This is a genomic window from Enterobacter cloacae complex sp. 394F7 (assembly GCF_057320385.1).
On sequence record NZ_JBXWCS010000010.1, the window covers coordinates 21,596 to 42,493 of the forward strand.

The 20,898-nt window shown below is 54.2% G+C and carries 27 protein-coding genes and 1 other RNA gene; 10 read left to right on the forward strand and 18 right to left on the reverse strand.

Translation table 11 applies throughout. From position 1 onward, the window contains the following. Positions 1–31: 31 nt before the first annotated feature. Positions 32–625, reverse strand: a complete 594-nt coding sequence (gene grpE, locus AC2FAK_RS15480; protein WP_013098354.1) for a nucleotide exchange factor GrpE — start codon at positions 623–625, stop codon at positions 32–34. 122 nt (positions 626–747) lie between these two features. Between grpE and nadK the strand changes: the two genes are divergently transcribed. From nadK to bamE, 3 genes are all read left to right on the forward strand, one after another. Continuing rightward, positions 748–1,626, forward strand: coding sequence for an NAD(+) kinase (gene nadK, locus AC2FAK_RS15485; protein WP_013098356.1), 879 nt, complete (start codon positions 748–750; stop codon positions 1,624–1,626). An 85-nt stretch (positions 1,627–1,711) separates the two neighbouring features. Continuing rightward, complete coding sequence (gene recN, locus AC2FAK_RS15490; protein ID WP_095455322.1) at positions 1,712–3,373, forward strand: DNA repair protein RecN; 1,662 nt, start codon at positions 1,712–1,714, stop codon at positions 3,371–3,373. Between the two features lie 138 nt (positions 3,374–3,511). Then, positions 3,512–3,850 carry an outer membrane protein assembly factor BamE gene (gene bamE, locus AC2FAK_RS15495; protein WP_095455321.1) on the forward strand — a complete coding sequence of 113 codons (339 nt, stop codon included), beginning with the start codon at positions 3,512–3,514 and terminating at the stop codon, positions 3,848–3,850. A 108-nt stretch (positions 3,851–3,958) separates the two neighbouring features. Here bamE and AC2FAK_RS15500 read toward each other — a convergent pair whose 3' ends face one another. Both AC2FAK_RS15500 and AC2FAK_RS15505 read right to left on the reverse strand, forming a co-directional pair. Further along, positions 3,959–4,246, reverse strand: a complete 288-nt coding sequence (locus AC2FAK_RS15500; RefSeq protein ID WP_003863119.1) for an RnfH family protein — start codon at positions 4,244–4,246, stop codon at positions 3,959–3,961. Further along, positions 4,236–4,673, reverse strand: coding sequence for a type II toxin-antitoxin system RatA family toxin (locus AC2FAK_RS15505; protein WP_014832955.1), 438 nt, complete (start codon positions 4,671–4,673; stop codon positions 4,236–4,238). Before AC2FAK_RS15505 ends, AC2FAK_RS15500 begins: the two co-directional genes overlap by 11 nt. A gap of 156 nt (positions 4,674–4,829) precedes the next feature. Here AC2FAK_RS15505 and smpB point away from each other — a divergent pair, with 156 nt between their 5' ends. Together smpB and ssrA are read left to right on the forward strand one after the other, a co-directional pair. After that, the gene (smpB, locus tag AC2FAK_RS15510) at positions 4,830–5,312 is read left to right on the forward strand and encodes an SsrA-binding protein SmpB (protein ID WP_008502505.1); all 483 of its coding nucleotides are present in this window, start codon (positions 4,830–4,832) and stop codon (positions 5,310–5,312) included. A gap of 89 nt (positions 5,313–5,401) precedes the next feature. Then, positions 5,402–5,765, forward strand: a transfer-messenger RNA (tmRNA) gene (gene ssrA, locus AC2FAK_RS15515). Positions 5,766–5,879: 114 nt separating this feature from the next. Here ssrA and AC2FAK_RS15520 read toward each other — a convergent pair. The 10 genes from AC2FAK_RS15520 to AC2FAK_RS15565 all read right to left on the reverse strand — a co-directional run bounded on the left by AC2FAK_RS15520 (position 5,880) and on the right by AC2FAK_RS15565 (position 14,852). Then, complete coding sequence (locus AC2FAK_RS15520; protein ID WP_334756744.1) at positions 5,880–6,098, reverse strand: ogr/Delta-like zinc finger family protein; 219 nt, start codon at positions 6,096–6,098, stop codon at positions 5,880–5,882. A 68-nt stretch (positions 6,099–6,166) separates the two neighbouring features. Further along, positions 6,167–7,267, reverse strand: a complete 1,101-nt coding sequence (locus tag AC2FAK_RS15525; protein ID WP_485453301.1) for a phage late control D family protein — start codon at positions 7,265–7,267, stop codon at positions 6,167–6,169. Continuing rightward, positions 7,264–7,749, reverse strand: coding sequence for a phage tail protein (locus tag AC2FAK_RS15530; RefSeq protein WP_015386377.1), 486 nt, complete (start codon positions 7,747–7,749; stop codon positions 7,264–7,266). The genes AC2FAK_RS15525 and AC2FAK_RS15530 overlap by 4 nt, the downstream gene beginning before the upstream one ends. Further along, on the reverse strand, positions 7,749–11,192 hold the full coding sequence (locus AC2FAK_RS15535; RefSeq protein WP_485453302.1) for a phage tail tape measure protein: 3,444 nt from the start codon (positions 11,190–11,192) through the stop codon (positions 7,749–7,751). Before AC2FAK_RS15535 ends, AC2FAK_RS15530 begins: the two co-directional genes overlap by 1 nt. Next, positions 11,185–11,304, reverse strand: a complete 120-nt coding sequence (locus AC2FAK_RS15540) for a GpE family phage tail protein (protein ID WP_007848878.1) — start codon at positions 11,302–11,304, stop codon at positions 11,185–11,187. The genes AC2FAK_RS15535 and AC2FAK_RS15540 overlap by 8 nt, the downstream gene beginning before the upstream one ends. 14 nt (positions 11,305–11,318) lie before the next feature. Beyond that, complete coding sequence (locus AC2FAK_RS15545) at positions 11,319–11,621, reverse strand: phage tail assembly protein (RefSeq protein ID WP_014884889.1); 303 nt, start codon at positions 11,619–11,621, stop codon at positions 11,319–11,321. A 54-nt stretch (positions 11,622–11,675) separates the two neighbouring features. Beyond that, positions 11,676–12,191, reverse strand: coding sequence for a phage major tail tube protein (locus AC2FAK_RS15550; RefSeq protein WP_007848874.1), 516 nt, complete (start codon positions 12,189–12,191; stop codon positions 11,676–11,678). A gap of 9 nt (positions 12,192–12,200) precedes the next feature. Next, the gene (locus AC2FAK_RS15555) at positions 12,201–13,373 is read right to left on the reverse strand and encodes a phage tail sheath protein (protein WP_007848866.1); all 1,173 of its coding nucleotides are present in this window, start codon (positions 13,371–13,373) and stop codon (positions 12,201–12,203) included. An 80-nt stretch (positions 13,374–13,453) separates the two neighbouring features. Further along, positions 13,454–14,206, reverse strand: a complete 753-nt coding sequence (locus tag AC2FAK_RS15560) for a DNA-methyltransferase (RefSeq protein ID WP_015386375.1) — start codon at positions 14,204–14,206, stop codon at positions 13,454–13,456. A gap of 58 nt (positions 14,207–14,264) precedes the next feature. Then, positions 14,265–14,852: a recombinase family protein gene (locus tag AC2FAK_RS15565; protein WP_105608375.1), complete on the reverse strand. Its 588-nt coding sequence runs from the start codon at positions 14,850–14,852 to the stop codon at positions 14,265–14,267. 179 nt (positions 14,853–15,031) lie between these two features. Between AC2FAK_RS15565 and AC2FAK_RS15570 the strand changes: the two genes are divergently transcribed. The 5 genes from AC2FAK_RS15570 (at position 15,032) to AC2FAK_RS15590 (ending at position 16,974) form a co-directional block, all read left to right on the forward strand. Then, the gene (locus AC2FAK_RS15570; protein ID WP_485453303.1) at positions 15,032–15,331 is read left to right on the forward strand and encodes a gp53-like domain-containing protein; all 300 of its coding nucleotides are present in this window, start codon (positions 15,032–15,034) and stop codon (positions 15,329–15,331) included. 62 nt (positions 15,332–15,393) lie between these two features. Continuing rightward, positions 15,394–15,705, forward strand: coding sequence for a gp53-like domain-containing protein (locus AC2FAK_RS15575; RefSeq protein WP_485453319.1), 312 nt, complete (start codon positions 15,394–15,396; stop codon positions 15,703–15,705). 101 nt (positions 15,706–15,806) lie between these two features. Continuing rightward, the gene (locus AC2FAK_RS15580; protein ID WP_485453320.1) at positions 15,807–16,058 is read left to right on the forward strand and encodes a gp53-like domain-containing protein; all 252 of its coding nucleotides are present in this window, start codon (positions 15,807–15,809) and stop codon (positions 16,056–16,058) included. Between the two features lie 26 nt (positions 16,059–16,084). Continuing rightward, positions 16,085–16,405 (forward strand): gp53-like domain-containing protein, encoded by a 321-nt coding sequence (locus tag AC2FAK_RS15585; RefSeq protein WP_032679844.1) that lies wholly within the window; start codon positions 16,085–16,087, stop codon positions 16,403–16,405. Positions 16,406–16,500: 95 nt separating this feature from the next. Beyond that, entirely contained in the window at positions 16,501–16,974 is a 474-nt protein-coding gene (locus tag AC2FAK_RS15590) for a tail fiber assembly protein (protein WP_485453304.1), read from the forward strand. Between the two features lie 55 nt (positions 16,975–17,029). Here the strand turns inward: AC2FAK_RS15590 and AC2FAK_RS15595 are convergent, their stop codons facing one another. From AC2FAK_RS15595 to AC2FAK_RS15615, 5 genes are read right to left on the reverse strand one after another with little or no spacing between them, the layout of a single operon-like run. After that, positions 17,030–18,448: a phage tail protein gene (locus AC2FAK_RS15595; RefSeq protein WP_485453305.1), complete on the reverse strand. Its 1,419-nt coding sequence runs from the start codon at positions 18,446–18,448 to the stop codon at positions 17,030–17,032. Continuing rightward, entirely contained in the window at positions 18,445–19,050 is a 606-nt protein-coding gene (locus AC2FAK_RS15600) for a phage tail protein I (protein WP_014884893.1), read from the reverse strand. Before AC2FAK_RS15600 ends, AC2FAK_RS15595 begins: the two co-directional genes overlap by 4 nt. Next, entirely contained in the window at positions 19,043–19,951 is a 909-nt protein-coding gene (locus AC2FAK_RS15605; RefSeq protein WP_029463805.1) for a baseplate assembly protein, read from the reverse strand. Before AC2FAK_RS15605 ends, AC2FAK_RS15600 begins: the two co-directional genes overlap by 8 nt. Further along, positions 19,938–20,297, reverse strand: a complete 360-nt coding sequence (locus AC2FAK_RS15610) for a GPW/gp25 family protein (RefSeq protein WP_032665788.1) — start codon at positions 20,295–20,297, stop codon at positions 19,938–19,940. Before AC2FAK_RS15610 ends, AC2FAK_RS15605 begins: the two co-directional genes overlap by 14 nt. Continuing rightward, positions 20,294–20,872 (reverse strand): phage baseplate assembly protein V, encoded by a 579-nt coding sequence (locus AC2FAK_RS15615; protein WP_126814913.1) that lies wholly within the window; start codon positions 20,870–20,872, stop codon positions 20,294–20,296. Before AC2FAK_RS15615 ends, AC2FAK_RS15610 begins: the two co-directional genes overlap by 4 nt. Between the last annotated feature and the right edge of the window lie 26 nt (positions 20,873–20,898).

Genomic DNA, 20,898 nt, shown 5'->3' on the forward strand with positions numbered 1-20,898 from the left:
AAGCCGCCGCCCGGCACTACGTAGCGGCAAATTACGCTTTCGCTTTCGCCACGGTTACCATCGCAGCACGGATGGTACGGCCGTTCAGGGTATACCCTTTCTGCATCACGCCCAGCACTTTACCGGCTTCAACGTCTTCTGATTCCACCATCGCAATTGCCTGGTGCACGTTAGGATCCAGCGGGACGTCGGTATCGGCAATCACTTCCACGCCAAACTTACGCACCACGTCCAGCATGGATTTCAGCGTCAGTTCGATACCTTCAATCATCGCCGCGTTGTCCGGATTCGCTTTATCAGCCACTTCCAGCGCGCGATCGAGGCTGTCGATTACCGGCAGCAGTTCGTTGACGAATTTCTCCAGCGCAAACTTATGCGCCTTTTCAACGTCCTGTTCGGTACGACGACGCAGGTTTTCCATTTCCGCCTTGATGCGCAGAACACTGTCGCGTTCGCGATTCTGTGCTTCTACCAGTTGGGCTTCCAGATTCGCAATTTTTTCATCGCGCGGGTCCACCTGCTCAGCAGATGCGTCTGGCTCTACAGCCTCAACTTCATCGTGCTGTTCCGTGATAATTTCTTCAGGGGCTTGCCCCTCAGGCGTTTTCTGTTCTTTACTACTCATGAATTTCTCCGCGTTTTTCTGCATTCATCTCGCTAACTTCGCTTATTATGGGGATCAGTTTCCTGGATTCAAGGGAACAAGAGAGATTGTCATCATTCATCAGGCACAAGGACCTCCAGAAAATGAATAATCATTTCAGGTGTATTGGGATCGTCGGGCACCCGCGTCACCCTACGGCATTGACGACACATGAAATGTTGTATCGCTGGCTGTGTAGCAAAGGCTATGAAGTGATGGTTGAGCAGCAGATCGCTCAGGAGCTGCAGCTTAAGAGCGTCAAAACCGGCACGCTGGCAGAGATTGGACAGCAGGCGGATCTTGCCGTGGTGGTCGGCGGCGACGGCAACATGCTCGGCGCGGCTCGCACGCTGGCGCGCTACGACATAAAAGTCATCGGCATCAACCGTGGCAATCTCGGTTTTCTGACAGACCTCGACCCGGACAACGCGCAGCAGCAGCTGGCCGATGTGCTGGAAGGACATTACATCAGCGAAAAACGTTTTTTACTGGAAGCGCAGGTGTGTCAGCAGGACTGCCAGAAACGCATCAGTACCGCCATTAACGAGGTGGTACTTCACCCCGGCAAAGTGGCGCATATGATTGAGTTCGAAGTGTATATCGATGAAATCTTCGCGTTCTCCCAGCGCTCTGACGGGCTGATTATCTCCACGCCGACGGGCTCGACCGCCTATTCGCTTTCTGCGGGAGGACCAATCCTGACGCCTTCGCTGGATGCCATTACGCTGGTGCCGATGTTCCCGCACACCCTTTCTGCCCGCCCGCTGGTGATTAACGGCAGCAGCACCATTCGCCTGCGTTTCTCGCACCGCCGTAATGACCTGGAGATCAGCTGCGACAGCCAGATCGCACTGCCTATTCAGGAAGGTGAAGATGTACTGATTCGTCGGTGTGATTATCACCTGAACCTTATTCACCCGAAAGATTACAGCTATTTCAACACATTAAGCTCGAAGCTTGGCTGGTCAAAAAAATTGTTCTGATTTTGCATCCAGTACTTTACTGTATAAAAAACCAGTTTATACTGTATGAAAACACAGTTATGGTTTTTCATACAGGAAAACAATTATGCTGGCACAACTGACCATCAGCAACTTTGCCATTGTTCGTGAGCTTGAGATCGATTTCCACAGCGGCATGACGGCGATCACCGGGGAAACCGGTGCGGGTAAATCCATTGCCATTGATGCCCTCGGCTTGTGCCTTGGCGGGCGTGCTGAGGGTGACATGGTGCGCATGGGCGCCAACCGTGCTGACCTCTGCGCTCGCTTCTCCCTGAAAGACACCCCTGCAGCCCTGCGCTGGCTCGAAGAAAACCAGCTTGAAGATGGACGTGAGTGTTTACTTCGCCGTGTTATCAGCAGCGACGGTCGTTCACGCGGTTTTATCAACGGTACGGCGGTACCGCTTTCTCAGCTTCGCGAGCTGGGCCAGTTGCTTATTCAGATCCATGGTCAGCACGCGCATCAGCAGCTGGTTAAGCCGGAGCAGCAAAAGTCGCTGCTCGATGGCTATGCAGGTGAGTATGCACTTACTCAGTTGATGGCAGAACACTATCGCCAGTGGCACCAGAGCTGCCGCGAGCTGGCTCAGCATCAGCAGCAAAGCCAGGAGCGTGCCGCACGCGCCGAACTGCTGGAATATCAGCTCAAAGAACTGAACGAGTTTAATCCGCAGGCGGGTGAGTTCGAACTCATTGACGAAGAGTACAAGCGTCTGGCCAACAGTGGCCATCTGCTCTCTACCAGCCAGAACGCCCTCACCTTACTGGCAGATGGCGAAGACGTTAATCTGCAAAGCCAGCTGTATAACGTGCGTCAGCTTGTTACCGAGCTGGCGGGCATAGACAGCAAACTGTCCGGCGTGCTGGATATGCTGGAAGAGGCGGCGATTCAAATCTCTGAAGCCGGTGATGAACTGCGCCACTACTGTGAACGCCTGGATCTCGACCCCAATCGCCTGTTTGAACTGGAACAGCGCATTTCCCGTCAGATTTCTTTGGCGCGCAAGCACCACGTCACGCCGGAAGAGTTGCCTGCGTTCTATCAGTCTCTCCTTGATGAACAGCAGCAACTTGACGATCAGGCTGATTCACTGGAAACGCTGACTCTGGCGGTAAACCAGCACCATCAGCAGGCGCTGACCACGGCGAAAAAGCTGCATGAAGTTCGTCAGCATTATGCTCAGGAACTCAGCCAGCACATCACCGACAGCATGCATACGCTGGCGATGCCGCACGGCATATTCACGATTGATGTTCGCTTCGAAGAGAACTCCCTGACGGCGGAAGGTGCGGATCGCATCGAGTTCCGTGTCACCACCAACCCAGGCCAGCCGTTACAGCCTATTTCCAAAGTGGCATCTGGCGGTGAGCTCTCCCGTATTGCTCTGGCGATCCAGGTTATCACCGCCCGTAAAATGGAAACCCCGGCCCTGATTTTCGATGAAGTGGATGTGGGGATCAGCGGCCCGACGGCGGCGGTAGTGGGTAAACTGCTGCGCCAGCTCGGTGAATCGACTCAGGTGATGTGCGTCACCCACCTGCCGCAGGTGGCGGGCTGTGGTCATCATCACTTTATCGTCAGCAAAGAAACGGACGGTGAAATGACCGAAACGCACATGAAACCGCTGGATAAACGCTCGCGTCTGCAGGAGCTGGCTCGTCTGCTGGGAGGCAGCGAAGTCACCCGCAATACGCTCGCGAATGCGAAAGAACTGCTGGCGGCATAAACTTTTTCGGGATCTCAGGGTCATACAGAACAACAAAAACGCCGCCAGACCGGTTTCAAAGTGGGGCAAGGTCTATTATCATCGGCATATTACATATGAGCCGCGTACTGCTCGGGCCCGAAAAGGAATCAAATCACTATGCGCTGTAAAACGCTGACCGCTGCCGCTGCGGTTCTTCTGATGTTGACCGCAGGCTGTTCCACTCTGGAGAAAGTGGTTTACCGTCCTGACATCAACCAGGGGAACTACCTTACCCCTAACGATGTGTCTAAAATCCGTGTAGGGATGACACAACAGCAGGTCGCTTATGCACTGGGAACCCCGATGATGTCCGATCCGTTCGGCACCAACACCTGGTTCTATGTATTCCGTCAGCAGCCAGGCCACGAAGATGTGACCCAGCAGACCCTGACGCTGACCTTCAGCAGCGCCGGTGTGTTGACCAACATCGACAACAAGCCTGCCCTGATCAAATAATCCGGCGTCAGAAATGCAAAAAGGTGCTCATTGAGCACCTTTTTTGTATCGACATTTCGCACTGGATCGTAGCCCCGGTAAGCGCAGCGCCACCGGGGGAAGAAAGCACTACTTACCTGATTTCTCCGCACGCTGGCGACGCAGCTCTTTCGGGTCGGCAATCAGCGGACGATAAATCTCCACCCGGTCGCCCTCTTTCAGCACATCACCCAGCTTCACCGGGCGGCTGTAAATGCCGACTTTATTTTTTGCCAGATCGATATCGCGACGAAGCTCCAGAATGCCGGAGGCGCGGATAGCCGCCTCAACGGTTGCGCCCTCTTCCAGCGTCACGCGCTGCAGATACTGCTTCTCCGGCAACGCATAGACCACTTCCACCGCTATCTTATGCGACACTGTAGACCTCTTTGGCGCGGGTCGTGAAGGCCTGAACCATATTGGACGCCAGCTCTTTGAAGATGCGGCCAAACGCCAGCTCAATCAGCTTATTGGTAAACTCAAAGTCCAGATGGAACTCGATGCGGCAGGCATCAGCGCTCAGCGGCGTAAACTTCCAGCCTCCCATCAGGGTCTTAAACGGACCATCCACCAGATGCATCAAAATACTCTGATTGCTCGTCAGCGTATTGCGGGTGGTGAACGTCTTGCTGATCCCCGCTTTGGAGACATCCACCGCCGCCGTCATCTGCGTCGGGCCTGACTCCAGAACGCGGCTCCCGGTGCATCCCGGAATAAATTCTGGATAGGACTGAACATCGTTCACTAACTGATACATTTGTTCCGCGCTGTAAGGTACAAGCGCAGTACGGCTAATCTGAGGCATAGCATTTCCCATGGTCACACAACGGACAAATAATAACATTTATCACCTGTTAAAAAAACGCTAAGCCTCATCTCGTGCTAAGATAGCGCGTTAGACCTCACAGGACGCAATGAGGTGACTTTTTGAAATCAGATTACCGACGGCTTTACGACACTTATGACGAAGAAAAAAGCACATAAACCAGGCTCGGCGACCATTGCGCTCAACAAGCGTGCTCGCCATGAGTATTTCATTGAAGAAGAATTTGAAGCTGGCCTTGCCCTGCAGGGCTGGGAAGTAAAATCGCTGCGCGCCGGGAAAGCCAACATCGGCGATAGCTATGTGATCCTGAAAGATGGCGAAGCCTTCCTGTTCGGTGCCAACTTTACGCCGCTGACCGTCGCCTCTTCGCACTACGTGTGTGACCCAACGCGCACCCGTAAGCTGCTGCTGAACAAGCGTGAACTGGAATCCCTCTACGGGCGCATTAACCGTGAAGGGTTTACCGTGGTCGCACTGTCGCTGTACTGGAAAAACGCCTGGTGCAAAGTGAAAGTGGGCGTTGCCAAAGGTAAAAAACAGCACGACAAACGTACTGACCTGAAAGAGCGCGAATGGCAGCTCGACAAAGCGCGCATTATGAAAAACGCAGGACGTTGATTCTGCACACTTATTGTACTATTCAATAAGTTAGCGTTCCGGGCTGGTATCCAGGAAGTGAAATCTGGTATACTGAGTTCAACACTATTGGGGCTGATTCTGGATTCGACGGGATTTGCGAAACCCAAGGTGCATGCCGAGGGGCGGTTTGCCTCGTTAAAAGCCGCAAAAAAATAGTCGCAAACGACGAAAACTACGCTTTAGCAGCTTAATAACCTGCTCTGAGCCCTCTCTCCCTAGCTTCCGCTCTTAAGACGGGGATCAAAGAGAGGTCAAACCCAAAAGAGATCGCGTGGAAGCCCTGCCTGGGGTTGAAGCGTTAAAACTAATCAGGCTAGTTCGTTAGTGGCGTGTCTGTCCGCAGCTGGCGTGCGAATGTAAAGACAAACTAAGCATGTAGTACCGAGGATGTAGAAATTTCGGACGCGGGTTCAACTCCCGCCAGCTCCACCAAATAAAACAAGGGGTTACGTGAAAACGTAGCCCCTTGTTCTATTCCAATGGCGGCAAAATGGCGACAGGCTTTTGGACTGGCGACAAAAAAACCGCTTTGAAAGCGGGTTCTTTTTAAAAATTCATGTGCCCTTGCCCATCTTTTCCTGGATGTGGGGGGGCAGAAGAAATCACATTAGGCTTAATGATATGCCTAACAAATGTTTCATGCGTGACAAAAGTACAACCGCAGTTGATATTTTGGCACTGGTTGTAACGTTCTTTGGTTGTTGTTGATACCTGAAAACTGCTTCTTGTATGGGCTGCCTGGCCGCACTCTGGACAATTCATCATTCCGGTTATCCCACCACTTTTGCCAAAATCACAATAATGATACATCATTATTCAATTTTGAGAACCCATTACTCCATTTCGAGATCATCAATCTTAACTTCAAGCTCCAGTGTCGTAGTGAAACCATTATCAGCACTGACACTATGCGTCAGCGTGGTAATGGTCCATTCAGCATCATCAATGGGCTCTTTAAAGCCACTCACCTTCACCGGCATTTCGGTATACAGATCAGCCCTTCCCTCTGCGAGCTGCAGGGAGAATGTTGCAACCCCGCGCTGCAGGCGCTCCCACTGCATCTTTGCCGCTCGCTCTGCATTGCTGCGGTTTGCATAAGTTCTGTTGAGTACCAGCACGTTTTCATCCGTTCCAACCAGGTAATCTCCCTGTTTTGCTTCCGGCTCCTTTGCCGCAGTGGTTTTCTTTCGACGGCGCTTAACCTTTGCCGTCTCTTTTTTCTTTGGCTCACGGGTATGGAGCCAGCTGGCGATTACCCCCGTATAGGCATCGCGATCAGCCAGGGTAAAACGATGACCATCACCGGCCTGGCGGGTTATGGTGATAACCGGCAGCGGCTTACCGCTTGCCGTTCTGCCCTGCCCCTGGCGGATAAACAACAGATTGCCGTCCTTAACTGAGGCTATCGCCCCATACTGCCGCGCCAGCTTCATCAAAAAGCTGGCGTCGCTTTCATTAGTCTGGTCAAGATGATCGACAGGCTTGTCCAACAGGTCCTTTCCCAGCGCCATCTTTAATTTATGCCTGGCGGCGATTTCCTTCACAACTTCGCCCACCGTTGTCTGGTGCCAGGACTTTTCACGCCGCGTATTCAGGGTTTCACGGAAATCTGCACTACGCGCGCGGATTGTGAGACGGTCAGGCGCGCCGCTGTGCTCAATCTCATCGACAGTAAACGCCCCTTTCGGAAAAAGCGGCTGACCTTTCCACCCCAGCGCAAACTGAATAATGGCCCCCCGACGCGGCAGAACGATTAGCCCGTCCGAGTCGTCTAGTTCCAGATCAAGCTGGTCCGCTTCAAAGCCCCGGTTATCCGTCAGCGTCAGACTCATCAGGCGCGCATCCAGCACGGTAGTCACATCTTTACCTTCAATGATGATACTGAAACCGGGAATTTTGCTGTTCAGGTTCAGGAGATCAGAGCTGAAATTCACTGCAGTAACCCTCCAACCGTATTTTTCATATTGCCTATCGCAGAGGTGGCAGATTCCTGCAAATTACTGAGCTGGTCGCTGAGGCTGCCGAACATATCAGACAGCGACTCATCCACCCGTTTCAGGCTCAGCGAAAATTCGATGCGCCGGGGCATACCGCTCTCAAAAAATTCTGTTTTTGTCTGGCTCAGACTCTCGATCACAAACATGCCGTAAATCGTCCCGCTCCCCTCAATCAGAGGCCAGGCTTTTCCCAGCTCCGCCATCTGCTCCAGCGCCAGCAAAGACAACCTGCCGCCGGTAATCTCCGGCAGCAGGACGCCGGACAGCGTAAGCGAATCGTTATCCGGTCCAAGAAACTGCGTTGACGGGCGCCGGTTAACCCGGCTGTTGGCTGCGTGCCGCCAGCTGCGCTGATACTGCAGCTCCTGATAGGGCACTGTTCGCAGCATGAATACGTACAACCCCAGCACCATCATCATTATTCGTAACCCCCTCGATCACTGAAATTACTGCGTGTTTTTGCCCTGGCCCTGCGCTCACGCTCATCAAGCTGCCGGGCCACCTCGCGGGCGATATCCTGCGCGCTTTGCCCTGGCTGCGCGACAATATGAATTGGCGCGCTTATCTCGTACTTAATGACCTGCGGCTGTCTCTCTTCCTTCGGCGACGGCGCCGGTTGCGTCCTGACAGGCACACTGTACGGATGAAGTGGTGCGGCTTCTGCCGGGGCAGCCGCCAGGCCCATTACGCCAGCGACCACGGAAGCGAACACCTTCTGACGCATAGCCATCGGGTCAACCCTGTTATCCGTGATTTCCATAATGGCCGGTGCTGGCATGACGGCAGCAGCGATATCAGCCAGCTCCGCAGCACGATCCCGACCAGGAAGTTTTACCGGGGCGTTAACAATCTCAGGAGGCAGTATTAACCTGCTTTCAGGCCGTTGATCCGGGCTGGCTGTTACATCACGAACGGGACTTACTGTTGCCGCCAGTTTCACCAGTTCAGTAGTGCGATTGATTACCGGAATATTTGCCGGACCGTTCACACTATCAGGCGGCAGAACTATCCCGCGTTCAGGACGTTGTTTAGCGCTGGCCGGTTCCGTCCGGGAAGGATTGAGCGTTGCCGCCACCCTCGCCAGATCAGCAGTCCGTTTCCTGCCGGTGACATTGGCGGGTCCGTTAACAATCTCTGGGCCATTCTCACCCACGATGCCGAACTGGCCGCGCGGAATGGTACCGCCACTGTCGTACATTCCAGCAAAACCCATCATCGGAAATCCGCCAGGCGGCAGCACCACTTTACCGTCTCTGTTGACCGTAGCTGGCTGCTGCCGCGTGACCTGTTCAGGAAGCTTCGCTTTGGCCGCCTCTTTGCTGACAATGCCGAGTTTTTCAAGCAGCCAGGACACGCCCGATTTAAGCGAATCCAGCGGGTGCATGACCATGTTCAGCCCTGCCGCCAGCGCTTCGCCAAACTGCCGCCCCATCGACGCCGCGCTTTGCAGTTCTGCAGAGGTGGATTTAACCGGCGTCAGCAGATCAGTAAACCAGCCCCACAACGCCTGGACCTTGTCACCTATCCACTGGAAAACAGGCTGCAGTGGCTCAAACGCCGCACTGATAGGCGCAGCTGCAGCTTTGAATCCTTCAACCACTCCACCTAAAAATGCGCTTATCGGCTGCCAGTATTTCCAGACAACCAGCGCCACGCCAGCCAGCGCCGCCACGACCAGACCTATCGGACTAAGCAGGGCGCCCAGCAATCCAGAAATTCCGTACAGCGCAACGCGAAGGAGAGCCAGCGGGCCGGACGCCAGAAAACGAAGCACGCCACCGGCTGTGGATAATCCCCCGCGCAACGCGGCCAGCGGATTCATTACCATGCCGATAATGTTGCGAATACCAGACATTCCGCCGCGAAGGACAGCAAGCGGCGCACCGGCCAGCGCTTTCAGCGCATTGCCAGCCAGCCCGGCAGAACGGCGCAGGGAGTTAAGGGGAGACGTCAGCAATCCGGCGCTGCTGCCGGATGCCGCCAGGCCACGGCGCAACAGGGAAAACGGCGCATTTGCCAGCCAGGACAGCGCACCGCCGGTGCGGGTCACTGCAGACATAACGGATGGGAGTGTTTTTACACCCAGCACGGACAGGCCTAAACGGATCACCGCCAGCGGCCCCAGCACGGCAGCCACGGCCACCGCCAGCGTGCCGAGAACAACGGTTATCGCAGCAGTGGCAGCCGCCACTTTCATCAGCGTGCCCGCCAGCTGCGGGTTAGCCTCAACCCATCGACGCAGTGCCCCGGTAACGCTTTTGACGTACCCCATGATATCCATCAGCGGCTGGCGCAGGGTTTCACCCAGGCTACTGAAAGCGTTCTGCGCGCCCGTTTTAACAAGCAACCACTGCGCGGAAAGTGAATCCTTATTGATATCGGATTCTTTCTGCATGGAGCCGTTAGCCTCAGTGCCTGAGGTAAGTTTCAGCTGTCGCTGCAGCTCCGGCAGGTTATTTGCCAGCTTCGCCGCATCGTCGCCAAACTCCTTGCCAAATAACATCGTCATGGCGGACAGGCGCTTGTCCTGCGGCAGCTTGTTGACCTTCTCCAGCACACGCTGAATGGTCCCCATTGCGTCCTTTGTCATCTGCTTTTCAATCTCTTCTGGATTGAGTTTCAGCAGATCCATACCTTCCATGAACCGCTTGCTCTGCATGGTTGCAATCGACAGTTCGCGCACCATCGCATTTGATGCGCTGGCGGCAATTTCAGGCGCGGCCCCCAGAGACAGGAAGGTGGAACCCAGCGCGGCCGCCTTTCGGAAATCAAGCCGGTCAGCCACGCCGCCCATGCGCTGCAGCACATTGATGATATCGCCGCCCTTAGACATGGCGTTATCGTCCAGGTAGTTCAGGGCATCGCCAAGCTGTTCAATATTTCGGGTCGGCACTTTATACAGCTGCGCGATTTTCCCCAGCCCCTCCGCCAGCTCATCAGCGGGCAGCTCGAATGCCGTTGCGGCCTTTGCTGCAGTGGATGCAAAGGCCAGCAGGTCACGCTTCTGGTCTTCGTAAGAATCGTTCTGGTTTGTCACGCCCATGCGGGCGCCACCTTCAACCAGCGCGGCATAGTCAATGGCGCCATTCTCCATCGGCAGCTGTTCACTGGCGGCTTTGATGGCATCCTGCATATCGTAAAACTGTTTTGTGCGGTTGCCGTTGTCGTCCCGCAGCCCGTTAACCTGCTTTGCAACGCCTTTCATCGCATCTTCCATGCTGGCATAGCTTTTAACGGCTGCCATCACCGGCGCCCCCATCGCCAGCCCGGCGGCAGTAGTCGTTGCTCCGGCGCCCGCAATACGATCCCGCACCTCAAGGCGCCGCGAATACTGATCGCGGACGGCGTTCATACGGGCCTGCTGCTCGCCCAGGCGTTTAAGGGATTTCTGCTGTCGGTCCAGCGCCTGCCGGGTTTCGTCGGCATTCTGCCGCAGCTCCCGCTGTGCACTGCTCAGATTTTTGGTGTCCAGCCCGGCCTCATTGAGCGCAAGACGCTGACGCTGCACCGACTGACGCAGGCCGTTATATTTGCTCTGCAGCTCGTTAACGCGGTTTTTTGCCTGCTCAAGCAGACGAGCCTGCGCCGCGGTCGGGCGGTTAGTGGCCGAGAACTGCGTGGCAAGTTTCGCCGCTTCTTCGCGTGCGGCTTTAAGACTGTTGCCGGTGACGGCGAGCTGCGCGCTTGCCTTGCGGAAACCGTCAATGCGGCCCGCCTGGGCGTCCAGTTCTTTTAATCTTGCGCGGCTTTGCTGAATGGCGGTAGCCAGCTCTTTAGAGCTGGCCTGCGCTGATCGGAATGGGCGGGTGAGCTTATCAACCGCATTTAGAATTACCTGCAAACGCAGGTTAGTGTCACTCATCGCTGGCCCCGCTTCTCTGAATCGCTTTATGCCGCCACTCCAGCACTTCGGTCAGCGGCATAACGTCAGTGACGGACGGCGGCCAGTGAAAAATGGTGGCGATATCAGCCACCAGGTCTTCTACCGTCAGGCTGTCGGCAAACCGGCAAGCACCGATTTCTTCAACAAAAAAGTGACCACCTCAACCGACAGTGCGGTGAGATCGGCGGGGTCCATTTCAGCCATTTCCTGAGCGGTCAGCGCGGGCGTGGAAATGCGGGGAATAATCGTCATCATCGCGCCTACGTCCATATCCATGATCGCCTGCAGACGGGTGCCACGCAGCGCGCCGGACTGCGGCTTGCGCAGCACAATTTCGGCAATTTCGGTTTTACCGCGTTTGATCGGGGTGTCCAGCTGTACGGTTTTTTCAGTCTGTTGTTCGCTCATTGTCATTTCCTGTTAATAAGGTACTGGCGCGGCTGCCCGCGCCTTTAAAGTAGATCAGAGGCCCAGGGCGTTGCGGTGTTCTTCCATCAGGTCCACGCCATCAACGATTTCAATCATGTTGATCACATCAACCTCATAGAGCACCTCGCCGTTAATGGTCAGCTTCGCGTAGCTGTTGGTGCTGCTGACTTTTGTGGTGTTGCTCTCCCCGGTTTTCCATTCGCCGGAATCGACTTCTTTATGTCGCCCGCGCACAACCAGCTCAACGGCCTGCACTTCGCCGGTATCGTCACGCTGAATGGAGCCGGTGAAACGCAGCTGGATACCGTCAACGGTGGCTTTACCCATCTGTTTGAATAACAGCAGTTCGGTGCCACCGATTGAAAATTCCGTGTCCAGCGCGCCATCATCCAGCCCCAGATCAACATCAGCCGAACCGGGCATACCGCCGCCGCGATACTTTTCAAACTTGCGGCCGAATTTAGGCAGGGTCAGGGACTCAACGATCCCCTGATAGTTATTCCCGTCGTTAAACAGGTTCAGGTGTTTTAACTTGCGTGGTAAAGCCATATTGTCCCCTTACGCGCTGACCTGGCTGGAGAAATCCAGCAGATACTGATCGGTGATGCGCTGGCGCAGCATCAGGTTTTCCAGAGGCGGTACCGGCGTATAGTCGTAATCGATAGTGAGCTTCCCGGCTTTCAGGGAATCTTTATCGTTTACGGACTCATCCAGCCAGCAGTCGGCGCCGATGATGTAGCCCTGCGTTTTCAGGTTACGCAGTTTGGCGCGAATACCTTCGATAATGTCGCGGGCCAGTGACGGGTTAAGCACGCCATCCACCGCCCACATATGCGCTTCGGCGATGGTGTCAGCCAGTACCTGCGCGGTGCGGGTGTAGTTTTCAAAGGCAAACAGTGGATCGTCACTGAGGCAACGGGAACCCCAGAAGCGGAAGCCGTCTTTGCGGATCAGCGTGGTGACATCGTTCTGGTTCAGCAGCCCCGCATCGGTTGCCGGGTCCTGCAAATCCCAGAACACATCAGCAGAAATGCCTGTGACGCCATTCACGCCCACGTTGGACAGGGATTTGTGCCAGCCGGTCTGTTCGTCAATTTTGGCACGCAGGCCAAGCGCACGGGCTGAGGCATAAGCCGTTGCGTCAGCATTCAGCACGGTGTCAAAACTGATGAAATCAGGCCAGATCAGCATTCCCTCGCGCTGGCTGAAATTAGCGCGGTAGGCAATGGCCTCCTCTACCGTTTTGCAGCCGTAGGCTGACAGATAGGCGAACCCGCGCAGACTCTGCGCCACGCTCAGCAGCTCAGTGGCAACCGCCTGCGTGTCATGCCCCGGCACGCCCAGAATGCGCGGCTTAACGCCGAGCTGAGACTGCGCAGATAACAGCGCTTTCATGCCCGTTTTTTTACCGTCAGCTGTCACGCCGCCGATAATGTTGGAGGTTGTTTCCGCTTCGGTTTCACCCTGAGCCACGCGCACAACGACGGTCACGGGTTTAGCCTGGTCGGCAATTGCATCCAGCGAGCGGGCCAGCGTGCCGGACTCGCCTGCTTTACCGCTGGCGGTCAGCACGTCGGTGAGCAGGACCGGTTTATTGAGGGGGAACACGGACGCATCTGCATCATCGCCGGTACAGACCATACCGACAATTGCCGTGCTTACTGTTGAAATGGGGCGGGTGCCATCGTTGACCTCAACGACGCGCACACCGTGGTGATAATCCTGAGCCATACGGCGAACCCTCCGGTGTTTAGGTTTCGCCCTATGGTGAATTGAATGGGCCGCGCAGACAGCTACGCGGCATTGTTACCTTAATCACACAATACGCCCGCGCGGATATCTGCGTTTTCTTTTTCCAGACGTTCGCATGAGATATCAAAATACTGCTGGCTCATTTCAATCCCGGTAAATTTATATCCCTTCCTCAGCGCGGCAACGCCAGTTGATGCACTCCCCATAAATGGATCAAGAATATGGCCGCCAGGAGGAACGGGAGCAACCAGGCTCTCCATAAGCTCAATCGGTTTGCCGGTCATATGGAGTTTTTGAGACGGAATAACCCGACGAGTCACCATACCCGGCCAGGGTCCACCATGCAGACTTTTAGGCAATGGTCCGTTACTTCCCCAAACCACGTATTCGCACTGATGACGAAAATAACCGGTATGAGGCGCACGGGTTGAAAGCGTTTTATCCCACGGAATCAGCCCCCGCCACACAAAACCGCCAGCCTGGAAAACGTCAGTAAGCGTTGGAAGCTGCCGCCAGTCAGTGAAAACCATGGCATAGCCGCCTGACTTAACCAGGCGGTTAACCTGACTCATCCACTGCGTCATCCAGAACGCCCAGGAGCGCACGTCTCTGTTATCGCCAAAAAACTCATGGTAGTTGTTATTGCCTACATACTTCCCGGAGGGTTTGGCCTGCCGATCACTGCGTGTCATACCTCCGCTGGAATAAGGCGGATCAGTAATAACTGCATCAAATTCGCCAGTGAGTTCGCGCAAAATTTCCAGGCTGTCACCACAGTAAATAGTTGCCGCCCCAATAACCGCTTTTTGCATAGCCTTGCCTCTCTTATGTGCCTGATTTCAGGTTACATAAATGAGAAAGCATGTTCATTTATACAGGAGTGTCTGAGCGTTCAGACAATTCAGTTAAGCCCGACGCGGGGAATCTTTTGTAAATGGTAGATATGCCAACATCAAAAATTATCGACACGCGTTTTCGCGTTTCTCCGGCAGCCAGCAACCGGCCAATTTGCGCCCACTCATCCTCTGATAACTTTGGCCGTCGGCCACCAATCCGCCCTTGCGAACGCGCTACAGCCAGCCCGGCACGGGTTCGCTCTACGATCAGCTCTCGCTCCATTTCTGCCAGGGCACCCATAACATGGAAAAAGAAACGCCCCATAGGAGTTGATGTGTCAATGCTGTCTGTCAGGCTGCGGAAATTTACCCCTCTCCCGCGCAGGTCTTCAATCAGAGTAACAAGATGTCGCATGCTCCTGCCTAATCTGTCCAGCTTCCAGACTACCAGCGTGTCCCCTTCTGAGAGTGTGCGCAGGACCTTCTTTAGCCCTGGCCGATCTGAGGTTTTTCCGCTCATTTTGTCCTCAAATATCAGCTCACATCCTGCGCACTCCAGCGCATTTCGTTGTAAAGCCGTGTTTTGGTCATTTGTTGACACCCTCACGTAACCGATTTGCATGATTTTTCGCCCTTAAAAAAGTGGTGAATGATGCCACCATTTTATCGAGCATGGTCATTTCTGACTGTACTGCAGAGAATGGCCAACACGGACAATCATGACCGTGGTGGATAAAAAACCTTCGTTTGGGGGAAGCAGCTAAACGGGGGGTCGGCAATGGTGCAAGCCAGCTTCCTGATATGAGCAACTTTGCCGGTTCTTTAGGTTTCAATGGGTATCAAAAATTACCGACTGGGCTGATCATTCAATGGGGGGCGCTTAACGTCAACGGCACATCTGGGGCAGTAGGAATCACTGACATTTCTTTCCCAATTGCATTCCCTACTGCATTCAGACATCTCAGCGCTTTAATGTCTACAAACGATCCATCCATGCGTTTTACTGGATTCGATATTGGCAATACAACTACGACTAAGGCCAGATTTACTTACGTTACTCCTACCTCCAACTCTATTTACTGGATGGCAATAGGGTATTAAACGTTCGTTTGGGGGAAGCGGCAAAAAGAGGCGTTGGTGCATCAAGCGGGCAACTTCCAGATATGGGGCTTTTTGCTGCAAATTTTGCAGGGGGCGCAAACTCTTACGCGAAGTTCCCGAATGGGTTAATCATTCAAACCGGGGCAATAACTTCTATCCCTGCTGGAACGTCCATTGAGGTTTTTTATCCAATAGCGTTTCCAACTCAAATGTGTTTCGTGATTTTTACCGCGGCGGGATCGGCAGATTCGACCGTGCCGATCTCTATAGGGGTAGATGCTCAATCTGTTAATGATTCCCGTAAATCGGTAATGGCGCGAAATTTTTCAACCAGGAGTAACGCCGGTACACGGTTTACAGCCATTGGTTTTTAAACGTTCGTTTAGGGGAAGGCGCGAAACTGCCCGCCGCAACAGGTACGCTTGCCACCCCTGGATGGATCACACTACCGTTAAGCGGAGGACGGGATTTAATAATCCAATGGGGGATTGTGACAAATGGTGGAAGTGGTATAGCCGGAAATGCGCAATTACCTATAGCCTTTCCAAAATACTTTTTAGGAGGGGCTTTCGGCCCATTCGATACCAGCAATGGCGGCTTCTCAGTATCGTTTGCTACAAGGTCTTTAACGGAGTTTGCCGCAGTGTTCCGTGATGTTTCTAATGCGCCATACCCACATATTCCGGTTAGGCTTCAATCATCAAGCTATATTGCCATAGGCTTTTAAACGTTCGTTTGGGAGAAGCGGCAAAAATGGAGGCGGCCACCGCACAGATCGGTGCTAATGGCTGGCTATATATTCCCGTTTCTGGCGGCAAAAAAATGCTGCTGCAGTGGGGGCTTTTAACCGGTGCGAGTAATTATTCTTTTAAATTCCCAATTGCATTTCCCGTAGGGGGTTTATGCCTGGTTGCTATGGCCCATACAACTGATTCCGCTGATGTGAGCATGGTAACTATGACTAATGGATTTATCAGGGATAAAACCAGCGCGTTTGCTTTGTGCGCCAGAACAGTGAACGGCGTGCAACAACCTTTTGAACGTAGCGTTTACTGGTTCGCTGTTGGCTACTGACGTCAAAAAATTGTGTGATTACTCACACATAGTAGCTAGATAATTATTTTACGAAACCGCACTTACGATCTGAGGCTCAAACTAAGGAGTGCGTTATGAACTATTGGTTTAGCCCTACAAATAATGCTTTTTACCCCGTAGCTTTAAAGGAGTCTTATGTAAATGCAGGTAGTCTTCCTAATGATTTAATCGAAGTGGAGGATAGTGTTTTTAGCGAATTTTCCGCGACGCCACCAGAAGGGAAATTGCGTGGCATTGGATCTGATGGTTTTCCGATCTGGATTGATATTCCCATTGTGGAAGAAAGCCCGGAACAAATCCAGGCACGCGCCCGTGCTTTGCGGGATGAATTCATCGTCAGTACAGATCGAATGCTTGTTTCTGATTACACTATCAACAATGTTTTATTAACCTCTGAGCAGCAAGCGGAACTTTTGGATGTAAGGCAAAAGTTTAAAGTTTGGCCTGAGAATGAGGGATGGCCGGACATAGCGTTGCCTGCGATACCTCAATGGATTCTCATTGAGGCAGTAAACAACGGTTACGTAGTAAAAAATTGGCCTGAGTGAAATAAAGCCCGTAAGGGCTTTATTTTTATTCAGTCGGGTTAGCTACAGGATTAAATTAAAACCCAATTGCAAACCACGTAAACATACGGGAATTACCAGGCAGAGTATCGTCAAGGAAGAACTGAGCGTGAACACCCGTTTTCGTTGGGTAGCCGATTGAAACAGCTTGCCTTAAAGTTCTATAGATTGGCACATAATCATAATCGGATGCCCTCACGCCTGCGCTTGAATATACGCCGAAGCAGGCCGCAGGAAACGCCACGGGAAAAGTTATATCACTCTTATAAGTAGTGCTTGTTACACCTCCCTCCCATCGCCCCCACTGCACCATTAACGTAATACCGCCGATTAATGGGAATTTCGCCCAGCCGCTATTAGACAAAACGCCGCTCGCTGCGGCGAGTTTTGCCGCTTCTCCCAAACGAAGGTATTCGATAATCCCATCCGCTGTCTTTCCAGACAAAGTTGTCAGCGTGCTATCCAGCGGCTGCTTGCCTGCCAGTGCATTTGTCATGGTTGTTGCAAAGTTAGGATCGTTTCCTAACGCCGCCGCCAGCTCGTTCAGGGTATCAAGCGCCGCAGGTGATGAGCCAACAAGCGCAGCCAGAGCTGATTTTACGAAAGCAGTAGTGGCAATTTGCGTATTGTTGACAGTCTGCGCAGCCGTGGGCGCCGTCGGTGTTCCGGTCAGGACCGGGCTTGCCAGTGGGGCTTTGAGCGCAAGCGCGTTAGTAATGGTGGTGCTGAAATTAGGATCGTTGTTGATAGCCGCAGCAATTTCTTTCAGCGTGTCCAGCGTAGCCGGGGCACCATTCACCAGGGCAATCAGAGCCGCCTGCACAAACGCAGTTGTGGCAAGCTGAGTGGTATTGTTACCTGCAGCTGCAGTCGGGGCTTTTGGGGTGCCGGTAAACGTCGGGCTGGCTTTTGGCGCATACTGCGTATGCGGATCAGCTGCAGCAAGATGCGCCGCCATCAGCTCATCTACATACACCTTTAGTTCCAGCACCTTGTCATCCACATATTTTCGGGTAGCCAGCACTACGGACGGATCAATTTTCAGCGTAATGTTATCGGTGCTGCTGGTAATCAGTACCATGCGCACTGTCTGCGTGCGGCCGCTTCCCTCTGCCAGCTGCGGCTTGTAGCTCTCCGGGCAGTTCCCCACTGCGATCAGCGCGCCCGTTTCATCGAACAGCCCAACCTCACGAATCCACCAACCGCCCTCAGTTTCAGGAATCACCTGCTCAGCAATAATCTGGCTGCTGTTCTGCGGATCGATGTAAAGCATGTTCAGGTCAGCGCGCCGCTTTTCGGAAACCAGCTTCGTCTGTTGTGCGCTGGGAGTTGGAAGCATGCCGCCGCCATCCCCCACCGCCATCTGGGTAATTTTCAGCGGCACACCGAGCGCGGCAGCGCTTGCCAGTTTCGCCGCGCCAATATCCGTCAGCAGGGTATAAAATTTTGCGCTCATGGGTTCACTCTCATTGTGTCGATAACATGGACGGCGCCGCCCTCGTAGGCAGTGCCACCGGAAATGATGGTTTCGTTGATATACGGGTAAATCGTGATTTCTTCGCCGGTGTAAGTGGCAGCCCCAACGAAATATGGTCCGCTCGTCTGCAGGTTTATGGACATGCCGATCAGATGCCGGCTGCAGGGTTTGGCGTCACCAATCAGGCGCTCCAGCTCCAGATAGGTTTCCTCTGTTATGCCCTGGTCCTGCACCCCGATATCCAGGCGAAAAGTGCCCGGCGCCTCGCCGGTCTGCCACCATTCAATGATGCGGATCAGAAAGCCGAACGGCTCCACCACACGCCGCACAGCACTGGTTGTGCCCTTGTGCTGATGGATATAGAAAGCATCCTGCACCACACGGCGCTTTACGCTCTCCGCCCATCCTTCGTCCCAGCGATCAACCGAAAAGGCCCACGCCAGATACGGCAGAAACTTGACCGGGCATGTTGCCGGGTTCCATAAATCCCGCAGCGGCACCTGCAGATCGGAAATTCCGCTGCAGGTCTGCGCCAGGCGGCGCTCAAGCGGCGATGAACCAGGAGGAAGCAGACTATTCATCCGTTCCCCCGTTGGTTACGCTCCATTCCGTACATGAAGCGGCTTGTGTCTTATCCAGCACCACATCAGCGAGCGGCGAGGCCAGTTCAACACGCTGCACACCTTCAACATGTAGCGCGGCATAAATAGCACTGCGGCGAATATCACGCCCCAGCCTCGTCTGGCTGGCGATATATTTCTGCAGGCTGGCTTTTGCCGCCTCCATCACCGGCTCAGCTTCTGGCCCCGGGTAAAGAAAGATCGTCGCATCCACGCTGTACGGAATGATTTCAGCGCTGCGCACCGTCAGACGGTCAGCAACCGGCCGCACGTTCTCACTGTTAAGCGCCAGTTCAACCACAGCCAGCAGATCCGCCGCAGCCGTTCCGTCGCCCTCACGGCTCAGCACGGTAAGCACCACCTCCGCCGGGGCCGGACTGGTTGCGCTGGCGTCAGCGACTCGCCCGTCAGCGCTTTTAGCGTGAAACTCGTAAGCTCCCGTTGGGCCTGCAACTGACAGCCCTTCAAAAGCTGCAGGAACACGCTGACGCAGAGCCTCATCACTTTCCATCACGGCAGCAACCGGCGGTACCGCGTCGTTATCTGCAGGAATAACCGTCAGACGTTTTACGTTGCAGTTACCGGCCAGCTGATCGAGATCACTCCCCATGGAATAAGCCACCATGACCGCCTGCGCCGCCTCGTTAATGCGCTGACGCAGGAGAATTTCACGATACGCATTTTCCTGCAGGAGCTTGGTCACGGGTTCAGACTCCAGCTCAAGCGTGCGCCTTACCGCGTCCTGCTCGTCTGCCGGATAAAGGGCTACAAACGCGGCTTTCCGTTCGTTTAGCAGCGTTTCAAAATCCGGCACATCCACTATCTGCGGGGCGGGCAGCTGGGAAAGGTCAATGACTGCCATTGTCTGCTCCTGTTGATACCGAAAGTGAAACCGGCGCGCCGTTATCACGCTGCCCGGTAAGCTCAACCACCATCGAACCATCAAAACTGCTGTTTATTGTGATGGAATCTAGGGTAAGCCGTGGCTCCCAGCGACTCAGAGCCACATAGACCGCAGACATAACCTGCAGGCGCAGCGCCGGGTTCTGCGGCTGGTCTATCAGTTCAGACAGAAGCGAGCCGTATTCCCTCCGGGCAATGCGGCTCCCCTGCGGGGTCAGCAGAATATCCCGGACCGACTGGCGCAGGTGGTCCGTGTCGGTAATGGCCCTGCCGTTGCCCTGACTCATGCCGATATACAGCGTCATACCGGACCTCCCGATGTATCACCGCCGGACTTAACGCCGGTATGACCGTGTTTATCGACTACGATCCCGTTAGAACTCATGGCGCCGCCGCCCTGGGTGACGCCACCATTGATCACCACTTCGCTGTTTATGCGCGTGTTGCTTGCTTCCACCACAAATTCCCCCGTTTTCAGGGTTATGTTATCTGCAGCCTCGATCACCATGGATTTGATGCCCCGCACATGCCAGCGGCCGGTCGCTGGTTCATATTCAAACCAGCCACCGTCCGGGTATTCCGTTACGCATCCGTCCACGGAGTCCGACGGCGGCGCGAACTGGTTGGAATAGATCGCAGGTAAGGCAAAAGCGGTTTCCAGATTGCCGCCCATACTCAGCACCACCACCTGCTCATCCGGCGACGGGCACCACCATGTACGGGCACCACCTGCGCGCAGTGTCAGCCAGTTAATCCAGTTGGTTTCAAGCTCGCCCACTTTCACCCGGCACAGCCAGTTTTCCCGGTCCACTTCGGTTACGGTGCCGGTGCGGATCAGGTTGGTGATAAGGCGCATGATTTCTGTGAGTTGTACGTTCATTTCATAAGATTCTCACATTAGAATGA

What these genes read in the sequence shown, in the direction of transcription:
- smpB (WP_008502505.1), top strand. Translation starts at nt 4,830, where the DNA reads ATGACGAAGAAAAAAGCACATAAACCAGGCTCGGCGACCATTGCGCTC.
- recN (WP_095455322.1), top strand. Translation starts at nt 1,712, where the DNA reads ATGCTGGCACAACTGACCATCAGCAACTTTGCCATTGTTCGTGAGCTT.
- grpE (WP_013098354.1), bottom strand. Translation starts at nt 625, where the DNA reads ATGAGTAGTAAAGAACAGAAAACGCCTGAGGGGCAAGCCCCTGAAGAA.
- AC2FAK_RS15565 (WP_105608375.1), bottom strand. Translation starts at nt 14,852, where the DNA reads ATGCAAATCGGTTACGTGAGGGTGTCAACAAATGACCAAAACACGGCT.
- AC2FAK_RS15570 (WP_485453303.1), top strand. Translation starts at nt 15,032, where the DNA reads ATGAGCAACTTTGCCGGTTCTTTAGGTTTCAATGGGTATCAAAAATTA.
- AC2FAK_RS15615 (WP_126814913.1), bottom strand. Translation starts at nt 20,872, where the DNA reads ATGAACGTACAACTCACAGAAATCATGCGCCTTATCACCAACCTGATC.
- AC2FAK_RS15535 (WP_485453302.1), bottom strand. Translation starts at nt 11,192, where the DNA reads ATGAGTGACACTAACCTGCGTTTGCAGGTAATTCTAAATGCGGTTGAT.
- AC2FAK_RS15590 (WP_485453304.1), top strand. Translation starts at nt 16,501, where the DNA reads ATGAACTATTGGTTTAGCCCTACAAATAATGCTTTTTACCCCGTAGCT.
- AC2FAK_RS15605 (WP_029463805.1), bottom strand. Translation starts at nt 19,951, where the DNA reads ATGGCAGTCATTGACCTTTCCCAGCTGCCCGCCCCGCAGATAGTGGAT.
- AC2FAK_RS15550 (WP_007848874.1), bottom strand. Translation starts at nt 12,191, where the DNA reads ATGGCTTTACCACGCAAGTTAAAACACCTGAACCTGTTTAACGACGGG.
- AC2FAK_RS15575 (WP_485453319.1), top strand. Translation starts at nt 15,394, where the DNA reads ATGGGGCTTTTTGCTGCAAATTTTGCAGGGGGCGCAAACTCTTACGCG.
- bamE (WP_095455321.1), top strand. Translation starts at nt 3,512, where the DNA reads ATGCGCTGTAAAACGCTGACCGCTGCCGCTGCGGTTCTTCTGATGTTG.
- AC2FAK_RS15545 (WP_014884889.1), bottom strand. Translation starts at nt 11,621, where the DNA reads ATGAGCGAACAACAGACTGAAAAAACCGTACAGCTGGACACCCCGATC.
- AC2FAK_RS15560 (WP_015386375.1), bottom strand. Translation starts at nt 14,206, where the DNA reads ATGCAAAAAGCGGTTATTGGGGCGGCAACTATTTACTGTGGTGACAGC.
- AC2FAK_RS15505 (WP_014832955.1), bottom strand. Translation starts at nt 4,673, where the DNA reads ATGCCTCAGATTAGCCGTACTGCGCTTGTACCTTACAGCGCGGAACAA.
- nadK (WP_013098356.1), top strand. Translation starts at nt 748, where the DNA reads ATGAATAATCATTTCAGGTGTATTGGGATCGTCGGGCACCCGCGTCAC.
- AC2FAK_RS15585 (WP_032679844.1), top strand. Translation starts at nt 16,085, where the DNA reads ATGGAGGCGGCCACCGCACAGATCGGTGCTAATGGCTGGCTATATATT.
- AC2FAK_RS15555 (WP_007848866.1), bottom strand. Translation starts at nt 13,373, where the DNA reads ATGGCTCAGGATTATCACCACGGTGTGCGCGTCGTTGAGGTCAACGAT.
- AC2FAK_RS15595 (WP_485453305.1), bottom strand. Translation starts at nt 18,448, where the DNA reads ATGAGCGCAAAATTTTATACCCTGCTGACGGATATTGGCGCGGCGAAA.
- AC2FAK_RS15610 (WP_032665788.1), bottom strand. Translation starts at nt 20,297, where the DNA reads ATGACGCTGTATATCGGCATGAGTCAGGGCAACGGCAGGGCCATTACC.
- AC2FAK_RS15600 (WP_014884893.1), bottom strand. Translation starts at nt 19,050, where the DNA reads ATGAATAGTCTGCTTCCTCCTGGTTCATCGCCGCTTGAGCGCCGCCTG.
- AC2FAK_RS15530 (WP_015386377.1), bottom strand. Translation starts at nt 7,749, where the DNA reads ATGATGATGGTGCTGGGGTTGTACGTATTCATGCTGCGAACAGTGCCC.
- AC2FAK_RS15520 (WP_334756744.1), bottom strand. Translation starts at nt 6,098, where the DNA reads ATGATGAATTGTCCAGAGTGCGGCCAGGCAGCCCATACAAGAAGCAGT.